Consider the following 17342-nt stretch of genomic DNA (forward strand, 5'->3'; position numbering starts at 1 on the left):
TGGGCGGCGGACGGTAGAGGTTCGATGCTACCGTCGTGCGGCCAATTGACATCATTCACATGAAGGAAAGGTCAACGGCTGCTCATTCGCCAGTGCCAGACTGTGAACGGCCGCAAAAGCGGCCGGCTAGAGGGGCGGCTTCAGGGCGCCAGCTGGCGGGTGACTTCCAGGGCCTTGTCGAAGGACGGGTAGCCACTCTTGGCGACCGCCAGCTCGCCATAGGCGCTCTTGTAGGTCTGCGCCTGGATCGGATCCGCCTCGGGCACCAGGAAGGGGTCGGTGTACATGCGATAGAGCAGGGCATAGGCCAGCGGATAGCGATGATCGGCGGAGGCGTTCAGCAATTCCAGGACATCGTCGGTCTGCGGACCCTGCTTGATGGCGATTACCGCCCGATAGAATTCCACCTCGCCATCGGCGCTGGTGCCGCCATTGCGCAGGAGCAGGGCATCCGCGAGCTTGAGCTGTTCCTCACTGCCACCCAGGACCAGCAGCTTGGCCTGCAACAGGTCGTTCTGGCGCAGCAGGGTGGTCTGTTCCGCGCTCAGTGGCCGCGTTTCCGCTGCCTCGTGGTGACCGCCCAGGGAGCAGCCGGCGAGGGAAACACACAGCAACGGTAGCATCCATTTCTTCATGTCGAGATCTATCCGCGGAGTCGTGACGCTGGTTCCAAACTTTGGACGATAGCAGTTCTTTGCGGCTTTGCGCAGAACCCGAAGGCAATCCTGGAGTCGTATCCGCACGTCCACAGAGCGCCCATGCCTGGCTATTTCCAGCGTCGCGCGCTTCGGGCATTGTATGCGACAAGCGGCTGGATAGACCGCCGTTCGTTTTGCCTTCACGTACAGATCAAAGGACTCCCATGATCACCAAATGTCTGTTTCCGGCAGCCGGCTATGGCACTCGTTTTCTCCCTGCGACCAAGGCCATGCCCAAGGAAATGCTGCCCATTGTGAACAAGCCGCTGGTGCAGTACGCCGTGGAGGAAGCTCTGGAGGCGGGCCTGCATCAGATCGGGATCGTCACCGGTCGTGGCAAGCGCTCGCTGGAAGACCATTTCGACATCAGCTACGAGCTGGAAAGCCAGATCAAGAACACCGACAAGGAAAAGTACCTGGTCGGCATTCGCAAGCTGATCGACAACTGCACCTTCTCCTACACCCGTCAGGTGGAAATGAAGGGCCTGGGCCACGCCATCCTGACCGGCCGCCCGCTGATCGGTGACGAGCCCTTCGCCGTGGTGCTGGCGGACGACCTTTGCCTGAACCTGGACGGCGACAGCGTCCTCAAGCAGATGGTCAAGCTGTACAACCAGTTCCGTTGCTCGATCGTGGCCATCCAGGAAGTCCCGGCCAACGAGACCAACAAGTACGGCGTGATCGCCGGCGAGATGATCCGCGACGACATCTACCGCGTGAACAACATGGTCGAGAAGCCCAAGCCGGAAGATGCCCCTTCCAACCTGGCGATCATCGGCCGCTACATCCTGACCCCGGACATCTTCGACCTGATCGAGCAGACCGAGCCGGGCAAGGGTGGCGAGATCCAGATCACCGACGCCCTGATGAAGCAGGCCCAGGACGGTTGCGTACTGGCCTACAAATTCAAGGGTCAGCGTTTCGACTGCGGCAGCGCGGAAGGCTTCGTCGAAGCCACCAACTTCTGCTTCGAGCATCTGTACAAGGCACTGTAAGACGCCCTGTGCACTGGACCAGGCCACCTGCGGGTGGCCTTGTCGTTTCTGGCGGTTGGCCATCCGCGCCGCTGTCCGGGGTGGCCTTGCGTTATGCTGGCGCCAGCAGCTGCAGAGAGAGAGCTCCATGACGACCTTTGATTTCGACCTCTTCGTGATAGGCGCCGGTTCGGGCGGCGTGCGCGCGGCGCGTTTCGCCGCCGACTTCGGGCCCGGGTGGCAGTCGCGGAAAGCCGCTACCTCGGCGGCACCTGCGTCAACGTGGGCTGCATGCCCAAGAAATACTTCATCTACGGTGCCTCCTTTCGTGACGAATTCCGCCAGGCCCGTGGCTATGGCTGGGACGCCGAGGTCCCGGCCTTCGACTGGAATACCCTGGTCGCCAGCAAGGACCACGAGATCCGCCGGCTGAACGGCATCTACCGGGCCTTGCTGGTCAACAGCGGGGTTACCCTGCTGGAAGCCCATGCCCGCATCCTCGATCCCCATACCGTCGAGGTTGAAGGCCAGCGCTATCGCTGCGAACGCATCCTCATCGCCACGGGTGGCTGGCCGGACGTGCCGGACTTCCCCGGGCGTGAGCACGCCATCACCTCCAACGAGGCCTTCTACCTGCCGGAGCTGCCCAAGCGGGTGGTGGTGGTGGGTGGCGGCTACATCGCCGTGGAATTCGCCTCGATCTTCCAGGGCCTGGGCGCCCGCACCACGCTGCTGTATCGCCGCGAGCTGTTCCTGCGCGGCTTCGACCAGGGCGTGCGCGAGCACCTGCGCGACGAGATGCTCAAACGTGGCCATGACCTGCAGTTCAATGCCGACGTGGCGCGGATCGACAAGGCCGCCGATGGCAGCCTGCAGGTGACGCTCAAGGATGATCGGGTGCTGGAAGCCGATTGCGTGTTCTATGCCACCGGCCGCCGACCGATGCTGGATGACCTGGGGCTGGAAAACACCGGGGTCGCCCTGGATGCGCGGGGCTTCATCGAGGTCGGCGAGACCTTCCAGACCACCGAGCCGTCGATCTACGCCATCGGCGACGTCATCGGCCGGGTGCAACTGACCCCGGTGGCCCTGGCCGAGGGCATGACCCTGGCGCGGCACCTGTTCAATCCGGACAGCTATCGCCCGTTGAACTACGACCTGATCGCCAGTGCGGTCTTCAGCCTGCCCAACCTGGCCAGCATCGGCCTGAGCGAGGAAGAGGCCCGCGAACGTGGCCATCGGCTGAAGATCTTCCAGAGCAGCTTCCGGCCGACCAAGCTCAGCCTGACCGATGTCCAGGAGCGCACCCTGATGAAGCTGGTGGTGGATGCCGACAGCGATCAGGTACTGGGCTGCCACATGGTGGGACCGGATGCCGGCGAGCAGATCCAGTGCCTGGCCATTGCCCTCAAGGCCGGGGCGACCAAGGCTTGCTTCGACGACACCCTGGGCATCCATCCCACGGCTGCGGAAGAGTGGGTCACCATGCGCAAACCGGTTCGCGAGGACGAGGCGCGCTGATCGGGCGCCTCGCCACTGCGGGCATCACTTGGGTAGCGGCGCTACCACGGGTGTGACAGGCACTACCGCCTCACGCTTGGCGTAGCGCTGGGCCAGTACCGCGCAGACCATCAGCTGGATCTGGTGGAACAGCATGATGGGCAGCAGCACCGGCCCCATGGTGCTGCCGGCGAACAGCACCTTGGCCATGGGCACCCCCGTGGCCAGGCTCTTCTTGGAGCCGCAGAAGACCACGGTGATCTCGTCTTCCTTGCTCATGCCCAGCAGCCGCGCGCTGTAGCGCGTGGCCAGCAGCACCAGGGTCAGCAGGGTGGCGCAGATGAACACCAGGCCCACCAGCGACAGGATCGGTGTCTCGCGCCACAGGCCTTCGATCACCGCGGCGCTGAAGGCGGTGTAGACCACCAGCAGGATGGACCCCTGGTCGACGAACTTGAGCTTGCCCTTGTGGCGATCGACCCAGTGGCCGATCACCGGGCGCAGCAGCTGGCCGGCAACAAAGGGCAGCAGCAGCTGGACGCATATCTTGACGATGGCGTCGAGGGTGCTCTGGCCGTCCGAGCCGCCATGGGCGTCGAGCAGCAGCCGTACCAGGAGCGGGGTGAGGAAGATGCCGAGCAGGCTGGACAGCGACGCACTGCAGACCGCCGCCGAGACATTGCCGCGAGCCATGGAGACGAAGGCGATGGACGACTGCACGGTGGCGGGCAGGGCGCACATGAACAGCACGCCAAGATAGAGCTCCGGTGTCACCAGGGGCGCCAGCAGCGGCTGCAGCGCCCAGCCAAGCAACGGAAAGCTGACGAAGGTGAAGGCGAACACCAGCAGGTGCAGCCGCCAGTGGGTGATGCCGGCCACCAGCGCCTGGCGCGACAGCTTGGCGCCATGCAGGAAGAACAGCAGGCCGATGGCGATGTTGGTCACCACGTTGGCGACCTGGGCAGCGAGGCCCCGGCAGGGCAGCACGCTGGCCAGGATTACCGTGGCAACCAGCAGCAGGGTGAAGTTGTCGGGCATCAGGCGGGGACGAGCCATGGTCTCTCTCGGGTTGTCTGTGGATGGCCTCAAGGCTATCGTCTCCTGACCTAACCGACTAACGCGAAAAGCCCCAATGATGTCGTCAAACGGACAGTCTGCGGTCGAACGTCCCGTTCCCGCGCTCGCCCACCTGCCCCGGCGGCTCTATGCCCGCGTCGAGTCCCTGGCGCAACCGGCCTGGACACCCTGGCACCGACATCCCTGGGGGCAACTGTCCTATGCCATCCGGGGGTGCTCACGGTGACCACCGCTGAGGGCAGCTACGTCGCGCCGCCGCAGCGGGCGGTGTGGATCGCCGCCGATGTGGAGCACCAGGTGCGTTCCTCGCCGCAGGCGGAGATGCGCAGTCTCTATGTGAGCGCCGAGGCAGCGCCCTATGTCGGCGAGCGCTGTCGCGTGGTGGCGGTCAGCCCCTTGATCCGCGAGCTGATCAAGATCTTCAGTGGCTTCGCCCGGGAATATGACGAGGATGGCGCCGAGGGCAGGCTGGTGTCGGTGATGCTCGATCAGCTGCAGGCGGCGCCCGAGGTGGGGTTGTCGCTGCCGGCGCCCCAGGATGGCCGGCTGCGGCTGCTGTGCGAGGCCCTGGCGGCCAATCCGTCGGACGACCGTACCCTGGCGCAATGGTCGGGGGTGCTGGGGGCGTCGGAAAAGACCCTGAGTCGCGCCTTCCTGCGGGATACCGAGCTGACCTTCAGGACCTGGCGCCAGCGGTTGCGGCTGATCAGCGCCCTTGAACGCCTGGAGCAGGGCGCCGCGGTGACCGAGGTGGCGCTGGATTGCGGCTACAACTCGCCATCGGCCTTCATCGCGGCCTTTCGCCGCCAGTTCGGCGTGACGCCCGGGGCCTTCGCCCTGGGCGTCTAACCGTCAGGCGGTGGCGCCGAGCAGGCTCAGGTAGTCACCGAAGCCGCCGCGAGCCCGGCAGTCCAGCCGTGAGCTGGTGCGCACCCGCACGCTGTTGCTCCAGGCGATACGCGCGCCCTGGGTCTTGAGCGCGGTGACCAGGGTGACGTCCTCGTCCACGGTCATGGAGGGAAAGCCCCCGGCGCGCAGGTAGGCCGCCGCCGAGATGCCAAAGTTGGCGCCGTGGATGTGCTGATGGCCTTCACGATCGTGATAGGCCGCCTCATAGCGCGCTCTCAGACCGGGGGAATGCGGGGCCCAGTCGTCCACCTCGACCACACCGCAGACGGCATCGGCGCCGTAGGCGAGTTGGGCGGCAAACCAGTCCGGCGCCACCTCGGAGTCGGCATCGGTGCAGGCCAGCCAGCGCGCGCCCCGCTGGATCAGGTGGGCCGCGCCGGTCGCCCGGGTCAGGCCGACGTTGCAGGCCCAGACCTCCAGTGCGGTTACCGGCAGGCGACGAACGATGTCGGCGGTGCCGTCGGTGCAGCTGTCCAGCACGATGACGATCTCGACGGTCTCACCCAGCAAGGCCGGATGCCGCGCGGCGCGCAGCACCGATTGCAGACAGCGTTCGACGTGTTGCTCTTCGTTATGAGCGGGTATCACGGCACCTATCATAGAAGCTGCTCCCGGCGGGCGACGGAGGTGGGATCGGAAGACCAGAGGGTGAGGACGAAATCGGCTTCTTCGAGCTGGCTCAGGCGATGCAGGCCGGGCAGGGCGGCCATGCGTGCGTGGACCTGGTCGCCGGTCAGGGCGCAGCCGTCGATGGGGTGGCGCCAGTGGCAGCCGAGCAGCACCCCGCCGGGCAACAGGGCGCTGTGGGCGCGATCCAGCAGGGCATCCAGGCCGCGCTCACCGAGGTAGTAGCCGATCTCGCTGATGACGATGAGATCGAAGGCGCCCGCGGGCCAGGCGTCCGGCAAAAGCGCGTGCCGTACCTCGACGTGGGGCTGGTCGGCCAGGCGCTCGCTGGCAGTGGCGACCGCCGAGGCATTGCCGTCGCTGACCAGCAGCCGTTCGCAGCGTTCGGCCAGGCGCCGGGACAGTTCACCGGTGGAGCAGCCTGGCTCATAGCCGTGCGTGTAGCGGCGATGCGGCAGCACGGCCAGGGTCAGATCGCGCTTGCGCGCCTCGTACCAGCGATGGCGGTAGTCCCAGGGGTCTTCGCTGTTGGCGTAGAGCGAGTCGAAATAGCTCATGGAGACAGTCACGTCAGATAGACCTCCCAGGCACGGGTAAGACGGGCAACCACCGCAGGCGGCAGGATCGGCCCCTGTCCCGTGCTGGCGTCCTCGGTCAGCTGACTGCCAAAGGCGCTGACCGCACGCTTCTTCAGCGCGAGGACATCTTCTTCCAGATCCAGGCGCCGCGCCCGGTCCCAGGGCACGCGCGGATCACCGGGGGCGGCCCAGTGCCAGGTCCAGACCGGCACCTCGATGCAGCGAGCCCCGCGCAAACGGCAGGCTTCCACCGCCGCACGCCCGGTCGCCTCGTGATCGGGATGGCCATCCAGCCGCCAGGTGGCGAAGACCACGTCCTCGGGAGTGATGAACTCCAGCAGGCGCTGTTGCAGGGCGTCTTCCTGCTCGCTGACCTGACCGTCCGGGATCGCCAGGCGCGTCACGGTGGCGCGTTCCAGGCGCAGCCGGCGCAGGGCTTCGCGGGTTTCCAGCGGGCGGGTATTGCGCAGGCGGCTGGCGGGCCAGAGGGTGGACTGCGGATGGCTGCCATCGCCATCGGTGACCGCCACCAGCGCCAACCGGCGACCCAGTTCGCCCAGCAGGCAGAGCAGGCCGCCGCAACCGAGGATTTCGTCGTCCGGGTGAGGGGCGACCACCACGGCGCGATGTCCCGGCGGAACCAGTTGCGCGGCTTCGATGGCCGGCATCTCGCCAAAGCCTGCCCACTGCAGCCACGCCTCGGGCGGGGTGCCGAGTCCTTGAATCTGACGATCGCCTACAGTTGCCAAGGGGCACCCTCCAGCAGATTGAGGTCACCCAGTACCGCCAGATCACGTTCGGCGTGACTCTGGCGCAGGTAGACGGGAAGGTCCGCCATGTGGCGGGCGCAATAGGCGTCACGACATAGCGGCGCGGCGCCGAAGGCGCGGCCGGTATGGCGGATGACGATTTCGGCGCACTGCTCGACCAGGGCCCGCAACTGGCAGACGGGATAGCGGGCGTCCGCCTCGGGATTGAGGTCAATCCAGTGGGCGGCCTGGCGCAAGGCCGTGACGGCGCCGAGCAGGGCGGCGTCCACGTGGCCCAGGTGCGCGAGGGCATGGGGTTCGCGATGACGCTTGCAATGGGCGCGCAGGGTGTCGGCCAGGGCGGTGGCGGAGCCATACCAGCAGGCGGCGATGCCGCCGCCGCCATGCCAGAAGCCGGGACGGTGCAGGTACCGACCGGGAGCCCCGACCAGCACGCCGGCGGCGCCATCGAAGAGCACATCGACGCTACCCGTGTGCTGCATGCCGATGGCGCGCCAGCCGTCCTGGGTGACCTCGACGCCGGGTTGCTTCATTTCCACCGCCACCAGCATCGGATGGTCGTCCATCCAGGCGGTGACCAGGGCATGGCTGACCAGGGCGGCGCCGGAGCACCAGGACTTGCGGCCGTGCAGGGTGACCATGCCGTCGGCGCTGTAGCGCACCAGCAGGCGGGCGTCCGGCGGCTCGGCAGCCCAGACGCCCCAGAGGCTTTCAGGCGGTACGTAGCCATCCAGTTCGCTCAGGATGGCCAGGGCATCGGTATGGCCCTCGTACAGCTTGACCAGGCCCAGATCATGATGGGCTACCTGGGCCAAAGCGCGCCAACGATCCAGGGTCTGACCCTGGCCGGGCAAGGGCAGGCGGTCGAGGCCGCGCTGATTGAGAATCTGGAGTCGGTGTTGCAGCAGTGCGGGAGTGACCTCGTCATAGGCCCACTCGTCCAGGGTGTCCTGAAGGCTATCCAGATCGATCGACATCGGCTCCATCCCGTGGCTGGCGACGGCGCTGTCCACGACAGCGCTCGTTAGTGCAGACCACGGGGAGCGATAAGGGGTTTCGCTTGGGCCCTATGCTGGCCGACGGCAGGCGTGTCGCTAGGCCACGCCCAGTCGTTTGCGCCGCGCGGCCGTGAGGCTCTGGCGCACCCCGGCATACCCGGCCCAGGGATCGTCCTTGAGCCCTTCGAGGCGTTGCAGGAGCGAATCGAAGCGCCATTGGTCGCTGCCCTGCAGGTCGGTCAGCTCGTCGCGCGCCACGGGCACCGAAACGCCGAGGTGGGGACGGGCGCGCAGGGAAAAGGCGCTCACCGTGGTGGCGCCATGGCGATTGCGCAGGTAGTCGACGAAGATCTTCCCCTGGCGATTCCGGGCGCCCATCTTGGCAGCGAAGAGCTTGGGCAGGGTGTTGGCCAGGTGCTGGGCGGCCGCCTGGGCGAAGGCCTTGACGGTGTCCCAATCCTGGCGCCGATCCAGGGGCACCACCAAGTGCAGACCGCGGCCGCCGCTGGTCTTGACGAACGCCTGGAGGTCCAGCTCGTCGAGCAGGGTCAGCACCAGCTCCGTCGCTTCCACCATGCGCGACCAGGGCAGGGCGGGATCGGGGTCGAGATCGAGGATGAAGCGGTCGGGGCGATCGATGCGGGCGGCGGTGGCATTCCAGGTATGGAGTTCCACCGTACCCATCTGGGCCGCGCCGATGAGAGCCTCGCGACTGTCGATGACCATCAGCGGTGCATGACCCGGATCCAGCTCGGGCGCCAGTTCGCGGATATGGGGGATCGCCAGGGTCTGTTTGTGCTTCTGGAAAATCTGCTCGCCGGCGATACCCTCGGGCGTACGGACCAGGGCCACGGGCCGCTCGGCCAGGTGCGGCAGGATCCAGTCGGCAACGGCGGCGTAATAGCCGGCCACGTCGAGTTTGCGCGCGCCGCTGGCCTCGTCAATGACGCGCTCGGGGTGGCTGATGCGCACCCCGGCGACGGTAGCCTCCTGCTGTCCGGCACCGGGTTTGCGCCGGGGCGGGGCGTCGGGACCTTCGGCTTCCCGTGCCGGCGCGGCCTGTTCGAGGCCGATGCCCTCGGCGGGCTTGTCGTCACGCAGGCCATGGAAGACGCCCTGACGGACGATGCGATCCTGGGTCAGCTCGGCGTAGGCAATCTCGCACAGCTGCTCGGGCCGCAACCAGGTCACCTCGCGGTAGGCGGCGCCCCTCGGCGGATCCACCACCGGCGGCTGATCGACGATCAGCGGCTGGAATCTGCCGTGCAACTGCTTGAGCAGGGCGGCGGTAAAGCCGGTGCCGACCTTGCCGGCATAGTGCAGCCGGCCCTGGTCATCGTGCAGCGCCACCAGCAGCGCGCCCAGGTGCTGGCGGCCGCCCTTGGGCGGGGTGTAGCCGACGATGACGAATTCCTGGCGATGGGCGCACTTGAGCTTGATCCAGTCCTTGTTGCGCCGGGAGCGATAGGCACTGCCCAGGCGCTTGCCGATCACCCCTTCGAGGCCCAGTTCGCAGGCGCTGGCCAGGATGCGATCGGCCGGTACCTCGAAGGCGGCGGAAAAGCGCAGCAGGTCGCTGTCGTTACCTTGCTCCAGCAGCTTGCCGAGCAGCTCGCGGCGCTGCTCGACCGGTACCTCGCGCAGATCCGCGCCATTGAGATAGGGCAGGTCGAACAGGTAATAGGCGATGCGGGTCGCCTTGCCGGTCTCGAAGGCATTCTGCAGCGCCTGAAAGCTGGAGATGCCCTGGGCATCGTTGACCACGATCTCGCCGTCCAGCCAGGCGTTTTCCAGGCCAAGGGCCGCCAGGGCCCTGGCCTGCTCGGGCAGACGTTCGGTCCAGTCGTTGCCGCTGCGGGTGAAGAGGCGCACCTCACCACCCTCGATATGGGCGAGCAGCCGATAGCCGTCGTATTTCACCTCGTACAGCCAGTCGCCGGCCGGCGGGCTGTCGACCAGGGTTGCCAGTTGCGCCTCCAGGGTGTCGGGCAGCTTGGCCTTGCGTGCCTTGGCCTGGCGCGCCGGCGCCTTGGCTGCCTTCGGTTGGCTGGCGGTTTTGCCCTTGGACTTGGCCTTGGGCTGCGCCAGCCGCGGCAGGGTCTTGTCGCTCAGCACGCTGTCGGGTTCGGCCGCGGTCACCTCGTAGTCGGCACTGTCGCGGGCTTCAGCGTCGCGTTCCTTGATCAGCAACCACTGCGGCTTGTCGCCATGGCCCTGCAGCCGGGTGCGTACCAGGGTCCAGTGGCCGCGGAGCTTTTCGCCGCGGAGTTCGAACTTGAGCTTGCCAGCGGCATAGGCTTCGGCCGCATCGCCCTCCGCCTGCCACTCGCCGCGGTCCCAGACGATGACATCGCCCGCGCCGTACTGGCCTTCGGGAATGCTGCCTTCGAAGCTGCCGTAGGCGAGCGGATGATCTTCCACCTGTACCGCCAGACGTTTTTCACCGGGATCCAGGCTGGGACCCTTGGGCACCGCCCAGCTCTTCAGGGTGCCGTCCAGCTCCAGACGGAAGTCATAGTGCAGGCGACGGGCATCGTGCTTCTGGATGACGAAACCCAGGGCACCCCTGGCCTTGCGCCGGCGCGGACTGTCCTCGTCCCGCGGCTCGGCGGTGATGTCGAAGTTGCGCTTGCGGTTGTATTCGCTGGACGGGCTGGCCATGGCGGCGGTCCTCACTTGGCCTTGCGGGTACGGCTGGCGGCAGGGCTACGGCGGCTGGTCGAACGACCGGTACCCTTGGGCTTGGGCGCCTCCTTGGCCTTGTCCTGCTTGCCGCCCAGGCTGCGGCGCAGCAATTCGGTGAGGTCGATGACGTCGGCACCGCTGTCCTCGGTTTCGGACTCCTCGGCGACGGCTTCCAGCTTGCCGTCCTTGAGCTTGCGTTCGACCAGGGCCATGACGTTGTCCTTGAAGGTGTCGTGGTACTGCTGCGGATCCCATTGCTCGGTCATCTCGTCCACCAGCCGCTGGGCCATGTCCACTTCCTTCTTGGTGACCTTGGCGTCCAGCCCTTCGAGCCCGACGTCTTCCGCGGAGCGGACCTCGTCGGCCCAGCGCAGGGTGTTGAGCACCAGCGCATCGCCCAGCGGCATGATCACCGCCAGGTGCTGCTTGGAATGCATCACCAGGTTGGCCACGCCCACCTTGCCGGCGGCGCTCAGGGTGTCGCGGAGCAGGGCATAGACCTTTTCGCCGTTCTTGTCCGGCGCCAGGTAGTAGGGCTTCTCGAAGTGCAGGATGGAGATCTCCCGCGCCTCGACGAAGGTGAGGATGTCGATGGTGCGAGTGGCCTCGGGCAGCGCGTTGTGGATCTCGTCCTCGCTGAGCACCACGTACTTGCCCTTGCCATGTTCGACGCCCTTGACGATGTGTTCGCTGGGCACCTCCTTGCCGGTGGTCTTGTTGATCCGCTTGTAGCCCACCGGATCGAGACTGCGTTCGTCCAGCCAGTCGAAGTCGATGCCCGATTGCCGGGTCGCCGAGACGACCGAAACGGGGATGTGCACCAGGCCGAAGCTGACGGCGCCTTTCCAGATCGAGCGGGGCATGGGCGTTCTCCTCTTGGGTGTCCCCTATGGATAGGCCGGCGATCCATCGGGTTCCGCCCTGGGGAACCCCGCTCCGCTGTTGGGTTCTACCCCCGGAACGACGTTTTTGCCGTCGCAGGTGCAGGGTAGAGAGGAGCAGGGCGTGGACAGTGTCGATCAGGAAGTTTTGCGCAAGACCCTGGCCTGGCGACGGGAGGGACAGGGCGTCAGCCTGTTCACCGTGGTCCAGACCTGGGGCAGTTCGCCCCGGCCGCCGGGCGCCATGCTGGCCCTGCGCGACGATGGCCAGGTCTGTGGCTCCGTGTCCGGTGGCTGCATCGAGGACGATCTGATCGCCCGACTGCACGCCGGCCAGTTCGCCGGGAAGCGCCCGGAGATCATCACCTACGGCGTCTCCGGCGACGAAGCCGCGCGTTTCGGGCTGCCCTGTGGCGGTACCCTGCGTCTGGTCCAGGAGCAGGTCGGTGACTGGCGCTGGGTCGAGCAGTTGCTGCAATGCTGCGACGGCCACGAACTGGCCTTGCGTGAGCTGGACCTGGCGACCGGCGTGGTGCGGATCTCCAGCACCACCCACGATGCGCCGGTCACCCTGGACGAGCAGCGGCTGCGCCTGGTCCATGGACCGCGTTGGCGCCTGCTGCTGATCGGTGCCGGTCAGCTGTCGCTCTATGTCGCCGACATGGCGGCCATGCTCGATTTCGAGGTGCTGGTCTGCGATCCCCGCGAGGAATTCCGTCAGGGCTGGGAGACGCGCCAGGCGCGTTTCATCTCCGGCATGCCGGACGATGCCGTGCTGTCGATCCGCCCGGACGAACGCACCGCGGTGGTAGCCCTGACCCACGATCCGCGCCTGGATGACCTCGCCCTGCTGACGGCGCTGCAGTCCGACGCCTTCTACGTCGGCGCCCTGGGCTCACTGCGCAACAATGACCGGCGGCGGGAGCGGCTGCTGCAGCTGGACCTGCCGGTCGCAGCGATCAATCGCCTGCATGGCCCCATCGGCCTGCATATCGGCAGTCACACCCCACCGGAAATCGCCCTGTCGCTGCTGGCAGAGGTGGTCGCCGTCAAGAACGGCATCGCTCTGACCCAGAAGAAGCGCGCCCTGGTGGCGGTGGAGCAGGTCGCCTAGGGATGGCCCCGGTTCAGGTGCTGATCCTCGCGGCGGGTGCCGGGAGTCGCTTCCGCGCCGCCGGCGGTGGCGACAAGCTGCAGGCCGCCTTGCCCGGACCGGCCGAGCTGACGGTGTTGCAGGCGACCTTTCGACTGTGGCGAGGCCTGGGTCTACCGTGCCTGGCAGTGGTTTCGGACAGCGCTCCCTGGCGCGCCGAGCTGGCGCAACAGGAAGGCCTGGCAGTGCTGAGCCTGCCCACCACCGGCATGGGCGACAGCCTGGCCGCCGCGGTGCGCACGACGTCCGGTGCGTCCGGTTGGCTGGTAACCCTGGGCGATATGCCCTTCGTACAGCCCGCGACGGCCCAGCAGTTGCTGGACCTCCATCATCCCGCGCGCATCGTCATCCCGACCTGCCAGGGCAGGCGTGGCCATCCCGTGCTCTTTGGTCGGAATTTTGCCGCTGCGCTGGGCGAACTCGAGGGGGACGAGGGAGCGAAACGGCTCCTGCGCGAGGGTTCCGTGCTAGAGCGGGAGGTCGCGGACGCCGGTATCCACCACGACATCGATACGCCCGCCGATCTGGAAAATACCGGGCAGGTAGCCCCAGAACTTCCCCAATTCGCCGCTCTTCCAAGGGAGGAGCACCGCTTTTGGGGACACGCACTCATGAACACCATCGAGTCCATGCTGGACTATCTCAAGACCCGCGAATTGCAACTCACCACGGCCGAATCCTGCACGGCCGGCAAGGTCGTGGGGCTGCTGTCGGAGATACCCGGCAGCGGCGGCTGCATCGAATCGGGTTACGTCGTCTATTCCCCCGAAGCCAAGCGGCGTCTCCTGGGCGTCAGGCCGGAGACCATCGAGCGTCATAACCTCACCAGCGAGGAAGTGGCGCGGGAGATGGCCGCCGGTGCGCTGCGTGACAGTCCGGCTCAGGTGGCCATCGCCAATACCGGGCTGGCCGGGCCCGGCGGAGCGGACGGCATTCCCCAGGGAACCGTCTGCTTCGCCTGGGGCTACCGGGTTGGCGATGACATCGTGCTTTATTCCGAAACCCGGCACTTCCCCGGCGATCGCGAGGCCGTGCAACTGGCGGCGGCCCGTCATAGCCTCGGCGCGGTGGTGCCCTATCATCAACGTCTCGAACGCGAATCAGAGGAGAACGCCCGATGACCGAAGCCCTTCAGCGCGACATCATCCAGGCCCTGCAGGTACCCGAATATTTCGATCCGGCCGCGGAAGCGGAGCGTCGTATCCAGTTCCTCAAGGACTATCTGCTCGGCAGCCGCCAGGAGAGCTATGTGCTGGGCATCAGTGGCGGCGTGGATTCCTCCACCGCGGGTCGACTCGCCCAACTGGCGGTGGAACGGGCGCGCGAGGAAAGTGGCAATGCCCGCCTGAGATTCATCGCCATGCGGCTGCCCTATGGCGTGCAGCGCGATGAGGCGGATGCCCAGCGCGCCCTGCAATTCATCCAGCCCGACGAGACCCATACCGTCAATATCAAGCCCGCCAGCGACGCGATGCTCGCCTCGGTGCGCGAAGCCCGGGTGGCCTTCGATGACGAACTCCATGAAGACTTTACCCTGGGCAACATCAAGGCGCGCCAGCGCATGATCGCCCAGTACGCCGTAGCCGGCGCACGTCGGGGCCTGGTGATAGGCACCGATCATGCGGCGGAAGCGCTGATGGGCTTCTATACCAAGTTCGGCGATGGCGCCTGTGACCTGACTCCTCTGCACGGGCTCAACAAGCGGCGGGTTAGGGCGGTGGCCGAGTGGCTAGGCGCACCGAACGAATTGGTGCACAAGGTGCCGACCGCCGATCTGGAATCCCTGTCGCCTGGCAAGGCCGATGAAGATGCCTTCGGCATCACCTATGCCGAGATCGACGATTTCCTGGAAGGCAAGGCAGTAAGCCCGGCGACCCTGGAGATCATTCTCAATACCTACCGGCGTAGCGCCCACAAGCGCGATCTGCCCTATACGCCTTTCCATTGAAATCATAGGGTTGCGAGTACTTATTTAGGTGATTTCCCGAATAGTAGCCCTAGTACGATTGCCATCCCGGTGTGTGCTGCGCTGCTATTCGACTAACTCCAGGGCGTTCGGTGTTGGGTTAGATATCGATTCATATATTTGACCTAAGCGGATGATATTTCAGGATTTTTACTGATTTTCTGCGCCTGCCGGTCATTGAGATTTGGCTGAACTTTTGCGCGCCGTCGGTGCTCAGACTCTTTCAGACACACCCGCGTGAGTGCTTCCGGTTGCAGTAGAGTCGCGGCTGTCTGGAGCGGCGTCCTCATGGACGTCGCTGCGGGTTACCGACTCCCTTCAGGGGTTCGGCCAGCCGGGCCTCTTTGGCGGTAAGCCAAGCAGTAGCGGGTTCATGACCAAGGTCGCAGCGCTAGCGCGTTGCGGCCTTTCACGCGTCCCAAGATGGAGTCAGGCTCGATGTCGAACACCGATCTCCCCGGTTCTTTTTCCACCCTTTCCCTTGATCCCGCTACCGCTGCCCAGACCCCGCGCATCGCCATAGAGGCGGTCACGCCGGCCGTGGACAATGGCCAGTTTCCCGCCAAGGGCATCGCCGGGCGGGTGGTCGAAGTGACCGCCAAGATCTTCGCCGATGGCCACGACAAGCTGGCTGCCAGTGTGCTCTGGCGTCAGGAGGGCGAAGAGAACTGGCAACAGACCCCGCTGACGCTCGAGACCAATGACCTCTGGCGTGGACGCTTCACGCCGCCAGCCGTGGGCCGCTATGAATTCGTGGTCCAGGCCTGGTGGGATGTCTGGGGCACCTACCGCTACGAGATCGAGAAGAAGTACGCCGCGGGCGTCGGGCTGAACTTGGAATTGCAGGAAGGCCGTCTCCACGTCGAGCAGGCGCTGTCCCGCGCCGAAGGCGAGCAGCGCGGCCCGCTCGAGGCTCTGCTGCAGCGCCTGGACCAGGCCGGTAGCGAAGGTGACAAGGTCGCCGTGCTGCTGGCGGGCGAGGCGAGCCAGGCCATGACCCCGGTGGACGCCTATGCCCACCTGACCCACAGCATCGAATATCCGCTGGACATTGAGCGCCTGCGCGCCGAATTCGCCAGCTGGTACGAACTCTTTCCCCGTTCCATCACCGATGATCCCCATCGCCATGGCACCTTCCGCAACGTGATCGGCGAATTGCCGCGCGTGCGCGACATGGGCTTCGATGTGCTGTACTTCCCGCCGATCCACCCGATCGGCCTGGCCCATCGAAAGGGCAAGAACAACACCCTGGGTGCCGGCGCCGATCAGCCGGGCAGCCCCTATGCCATCGGCAGCCCGGACGGCGGTCACGATGCCGTGCATCCCGAGCTGGGTACCCTGGACGACTTCCGCGCCCTGGTTGCGGCGGCCGCCGACCACGGCCTGGAGATCGCCCTGGACTTCGCCATCCAGTGCTCGCCCGACCATCCGTGGCTCAAGGAGCATCCGGGCTGGTTCTCCTGGCGTCCGGACGGGTCCATGCGCTACGCGGAGAATCCGCCGAAGAAGTACCAGGACATCGTCAACGTCGACTTCTATGCCCAGGACGCCGTGCCGGATCTGTGGCTGGCGTTGCGTGATGTGGTCTGGCACTGGGTGGAGCAGGGCGTGAAGATCTTCCGCGTCGACAACCCCCACACCAAGCCGCTGCCCTTCTGGGAGTGGCTGATCGCCGATATCCGCGGCCGCGACGCCGACGTCATGTTCCTCGCCGAGGCCTTCACCAAGCCGGCGATGATGGCGCGCCTGGGCAAGGTGGGCTACAGCCAGAGCTACACCTACTTCACCTGGCGTAACACCAAGGCCGAGCTGACCGAGTATTTCACCGAGCTCAACGAAGCGCCCCTGCGCGACTGCTACCGGCCGAATTTCTTCGTCAACACGCCGGACATCAACCCGGCCTTCCTGCAGACCAGTGGCCGCCCCGGTTTCCTGATCCGCGCGGCACTGGCCACCATGGGCTCCGGCCTCTGGGGCATGTACGCAGGCTTCGAGCTCTGCGAGGGCGCGCCGCTCACGCCGGGCAAGGAGGAGTACCTGGATTCGGAGAAATACGAGCTGCGGCCGCGCGACTTCTATGCGCCGGGCAACATCATGGGCGAGATCGCCCAGCTCAACCGTATCCGCCGGCAGAACCCCGCGCTGCAAACCCATCTGGGGCTGAAGGTCTACACCTGCTGGAACGATCAGATCCTCTACTTCGGCAAGCGCACCGACGATCTGGGCAACTTCATCCTGGTGGCGATCAACCTGGATCCCTTCAATGCCCAGGAGGGCCATTTCGAATTGCCGCTGTGGGAGCTGGGCCTCGACGATCACGCCACCACCTACGGCGAAGACCTGATGACCGGACACCGCTGGGCCTGGCACGGCAAGACTCAATGGACACGGCTGGAGCCGTCGATGCCCTTCGGCATCTGGCGCATCCAGGCGGGCCACTAGCGATACCTCGGGCGGAGCACGTCAGGCCGCTCGGGGACAGCTCCCCGAGTGTCTGGCGGCTTCCGTCATCATCGCCGGACGGCC

Annotated in this window: 13 protein-coding genes and 3 pseudogenes; 8 read left to right on the top strand and 8 right to left on the bottom strand. The window is 66.2% G+C overall.

Annotation, left to right across the window (positions count from 1 at the left end; all coding sequences use genetic code 11):
* Positions 1-140: 140 nt before the first annotated feature.
* The gene (locus tag BGI51_RS17740) at positions 141-635 is read right to left on the bottom strand and encodes a hypothetical protein (RefSeq protein WP_133861818.1); all 495 of its coding nucleotides are present in this window, start codon (positions 633-635) and stop codon (positions 141-143) included.
* 227 nt (positions 636-862) lie between these two features.
* On the opposite strand from BGI51_RS17740, the gene galU reads away from it, so the two are divergent.
* The gene (gene galU, locus BGI51_RS17745; RefSeq protein ID WP_133861817.1) at positions 863-1693 is read left to right on the top strand and encodes a UTP--glucose-1-phosphate uridylyltransferase GalU; all 831 of its coding nucleotides are present in this window, start codon (positions 863-865) and stop codon (positions 1691-1693) included.
* A gap of 127 nt (positions 1694-1820) precedes the next feature.
* Positions 1821-3193: pseudogene (gene gorA / locus BGI51_RS17750) on the top strand (glutathione-disulfide reductase).
* Positions 3194-3217: 24 nt separating this feature from the next.
* Here gorA and BGI51_RS17755 read toward each other — a convergent pair.
* Positions 3218-4228 carry a bile acid:sodium symporter family protein gene (locus BGI51_RS17755; RefSeq protein WP_187979178.1) on the bottom strand — a complete coding sequence of 337 codons (1011 nt, stop codon included), beginning with the start codon at positions 4226-4228 and terminating at the stop codon, positions 3218-3220.
* Between the two features lie 79 nt (positions 4229-4307).
* On the opposite strand from BGI51_RS17755, the pseudogene BGI51_RS17760 reads away from it, so the two are divergent.
* Positions 4308-5098, top strand: a pseudogene (locus BGI51_RS17760) (AraC family transcriptional regulator).
* A gap of 3 nt (positions 5099-5101) precedes the next feature.
* On the opposite strand, the gene BGI51_RS17765 reads toward BGI51_RS17760, so the two are convergent.
* From BGI51_RS17765 to BGI51_RS17790, 6 genes are all read right to left on the bottom strand, one after another.
* On the bottom strand, positions 5102-5758 hold the full coding sequence (locus tag BGI51_RS17765) for a glycosyltransferase (RefSeq protein ID WP_133861813.1): 657 nt from the start codon (positions 5756-5758) through the stop codon (positions 5102-5104).
* Positions 5755-6342: a class I SAM-dependent methyltransferase gene (locus tag BGI51_RS17770; RefSeq protein ID WP_405046424.1), complete on the bottom strand. Its 588-nt coding sequence runs from the start codon at positions 6340-6342 to the stop codon at positions 5755-5757. Before BGI51_RS17770 ends, BGI51_RS17765 begins: the two co-directional genes overlap by 4 nt.
* Before the next feature lie 8 nt (positions 6343-6350).
* Positions 6351-7112, bottom strand: coding sequence for a PIG-L deacetylase family protein (locus BGI51_RS17775; protein ID WP_252977114.1), 762 nt, complete (start codon positions 7110-7112; stop codon positions 6351-6353).
* A complete protein-coding gene (locus BGI51_RS17780; RefSeq protein WP_405046470.1) occupies positions 7100-8110 on the bottom strand; it encodes an acyl-CoA dehydrogenase in 1011 nt (336 codons plus the stop codon). The genes BGI51_RS17775 and BGI51_RS17780 overlap by 13 nt, the downstream gene beginning before the upstream one ends.
* 117 nt (positions 8111-8227) lie before the next feature.
* Positions 8228-10792: a DNA ligase D gene (gene ligD, locus BGI51_RS17785; RefSeq protein WP_187979180.1), complete on the bottom strand. Its 2565-nt coding sequence runs from the start codon at positions 10790-10792 to the stop codon at positions 8228-8230.
* 11 nt (positions 10793-10803) lie between these two features.
* Positions 10804-11679 carry a Ku protein gene (locus BGI51_RS17790; protein ID WP_187979181.1) on the bottom strand — a complete coding sequence of 292 codons (876 nt, stop codon included), beginning with the start codon at positions 11677-11679 and terminating at the stop codon, positions 10804-10806.
* 142 nt (positions 11680-11821) lie between these two features.
* Here BGI51_RS17790 and BGI51_RS17795 point away from each other — a divergent pair, with 142 nt between their 5' ends.
* The 5 genes and pseudogenes from BGI51_RS17795 to BGI51_RS17810 all read left to right on the top strand — a co-directional run bounded on the left by BGI51_RS17795 (position 11822) and on the right by BGI51_RS17810 (position 17258).
* Positions 11822-12811 (top strand): XdhC family protein, encoded by a 990-nt coding sequence (locus BGI51_RS17795; protein WP_187979182.1) that lies wholly within the window; start codon positions 11822-11824, stop codon positions 12809-12811.
* Between the two features lie 2 nt (positions 12812-12813).
* Positions 12814-13296: pseudogene (locus tag BGI51_RS23585) on the top strand (nucleotidyltransferase family protein); the annotation flags it as partial.
* Positions 13297-13461: 165 nt separating this feature from the next.
* Positions 13462-13971, top strand: coding sequence for a CinA family protein (locus BGI51_RS23590; protein WP_252977308.1), 510 nt, complete (start codon positions 13462-13464; stop codon positions 13969-13971).
* Positions 13968-14798, top strand: a complete 831-nt coding sequence (gene nadE, locus BGI51_RS17805) for an ammonia-dependent NAD(+) synthetase (protein ID WP_187979184.1) — start codon at positions 13968-13970, stop codon at positions 14796-14798. Before BGI51_RS23590 ends, nadE begins: the two co-directional genes overlap by 4 nt.
* A gap of 456 nt (positions 14799-15254) precedes the next feature.
* Positions 15255-17258, top strand: a complete 2004-nt coding sequence (locus tag BGI51_RS17810; protein ID WP_187979185.1) for an alpha-1,4-glucan--maltose-1-phosphate maltosyltransferase — start codon at positions 15255-15257, stop codon at positions 17256-17258.
* Positions 17259-17342 lie beyond the last annotated feature (84 nt).

It is taken from the genome of Pseudomonas oryzihabitans (genome assembly GCF_014522265.1).
In the GTDB taxonomy this organism is placed as follows: domain Bacteria; phylum Pseudomonadota; class Gammaproteobacteria; order Pseudomonadales; family Pseudomonadaceae; genus Chryseomonas; species Chryseomonas aestiva.

What these genes read in the sequence shown, in the direction of transcription:
- ligD (WP_187979180.1), bottom strand. Translation starts at nt 10,792, where the DNA reads ATGGCCAGCCCGTCCAGCGAATACAACCGCAAGCGCAACTTCGACATC.
- galU (WP_133861817.1), top strand. Translation starts at nt 863, where the DNA reads ATGATCACCAAATGTCTGTTTCCGGCAGCCGGCTATGGCACTCGTTTT.
- BGI51_RS17810 (WP_187979185.1), top strand. Translation starts at nt 15,255, where the DNA reads ATGTCGAACACCGATCTCCCCGGTTCTTTTTCCACCCTTTCCCTTGAT.
- BGI51_RS23590 (WP_252977308.1), top strand. Translation starts at nt 13,462, where the DNA reads ATGAACACCATCGAGTCCATGCTGGACTATCTCAAGACCCGCGAATTG.
- BGI51_RS17755 (WP_187979178.1), bottom strand. Translation starts at nt 4,228, where the DNA reads ATGGCTCGTCCCCGCCTGATGCCCGACAACTTCACCCTGCTGCTGGTT.
- BGI51_RS17770 (WP_405046424.1), bottom strand. Translation starts at nt 6,342, where the DNA reads ATGAGCTATTTCGACTCGCTCTACGCCAACAGCGAAGACCCCTGGGAC.
- nadE (WP_187979184.1), top strand. Translation starts at nt 13,968, where the DNA reads ATGACCGAAGCCCTTCAGCGCGACATCATCCAGGCCCTGCAGGTACCC.
- BGI51_RS17780 (WP_405046470.1), bottom strand. Translation starts at nt 8,110, where the DNA reads ATGTCGATCGATCTGGATAGCCTTCAGGACACCCTGGACGAGTGGGCC.
- BGI51_RS17790 (WP_187979181.1), bottom strand. Translation starts at nt 11,679, where the DNA reads ATGCCCCGCTCGATCTGGAAAGGCGCCGTCAGCTTCGGCCTGGTGCAC.
- BGI51_RS17765 (WP_133861813.1), bottom strand. Translation starts at nt 5,758, where the DNA reads ATGATAGGTGCCGTGATACCCGCTCATAACGAAGAGCAACACGTCGAA.
- BGI51_RS17740 (WP_133861818.1), bottom strand. Translation starts at nt 635, where the DNA reads ATGAAGAAATGGATGCTACCGTTGCTGTGTGTTTCCCTCGCCGGCTGC.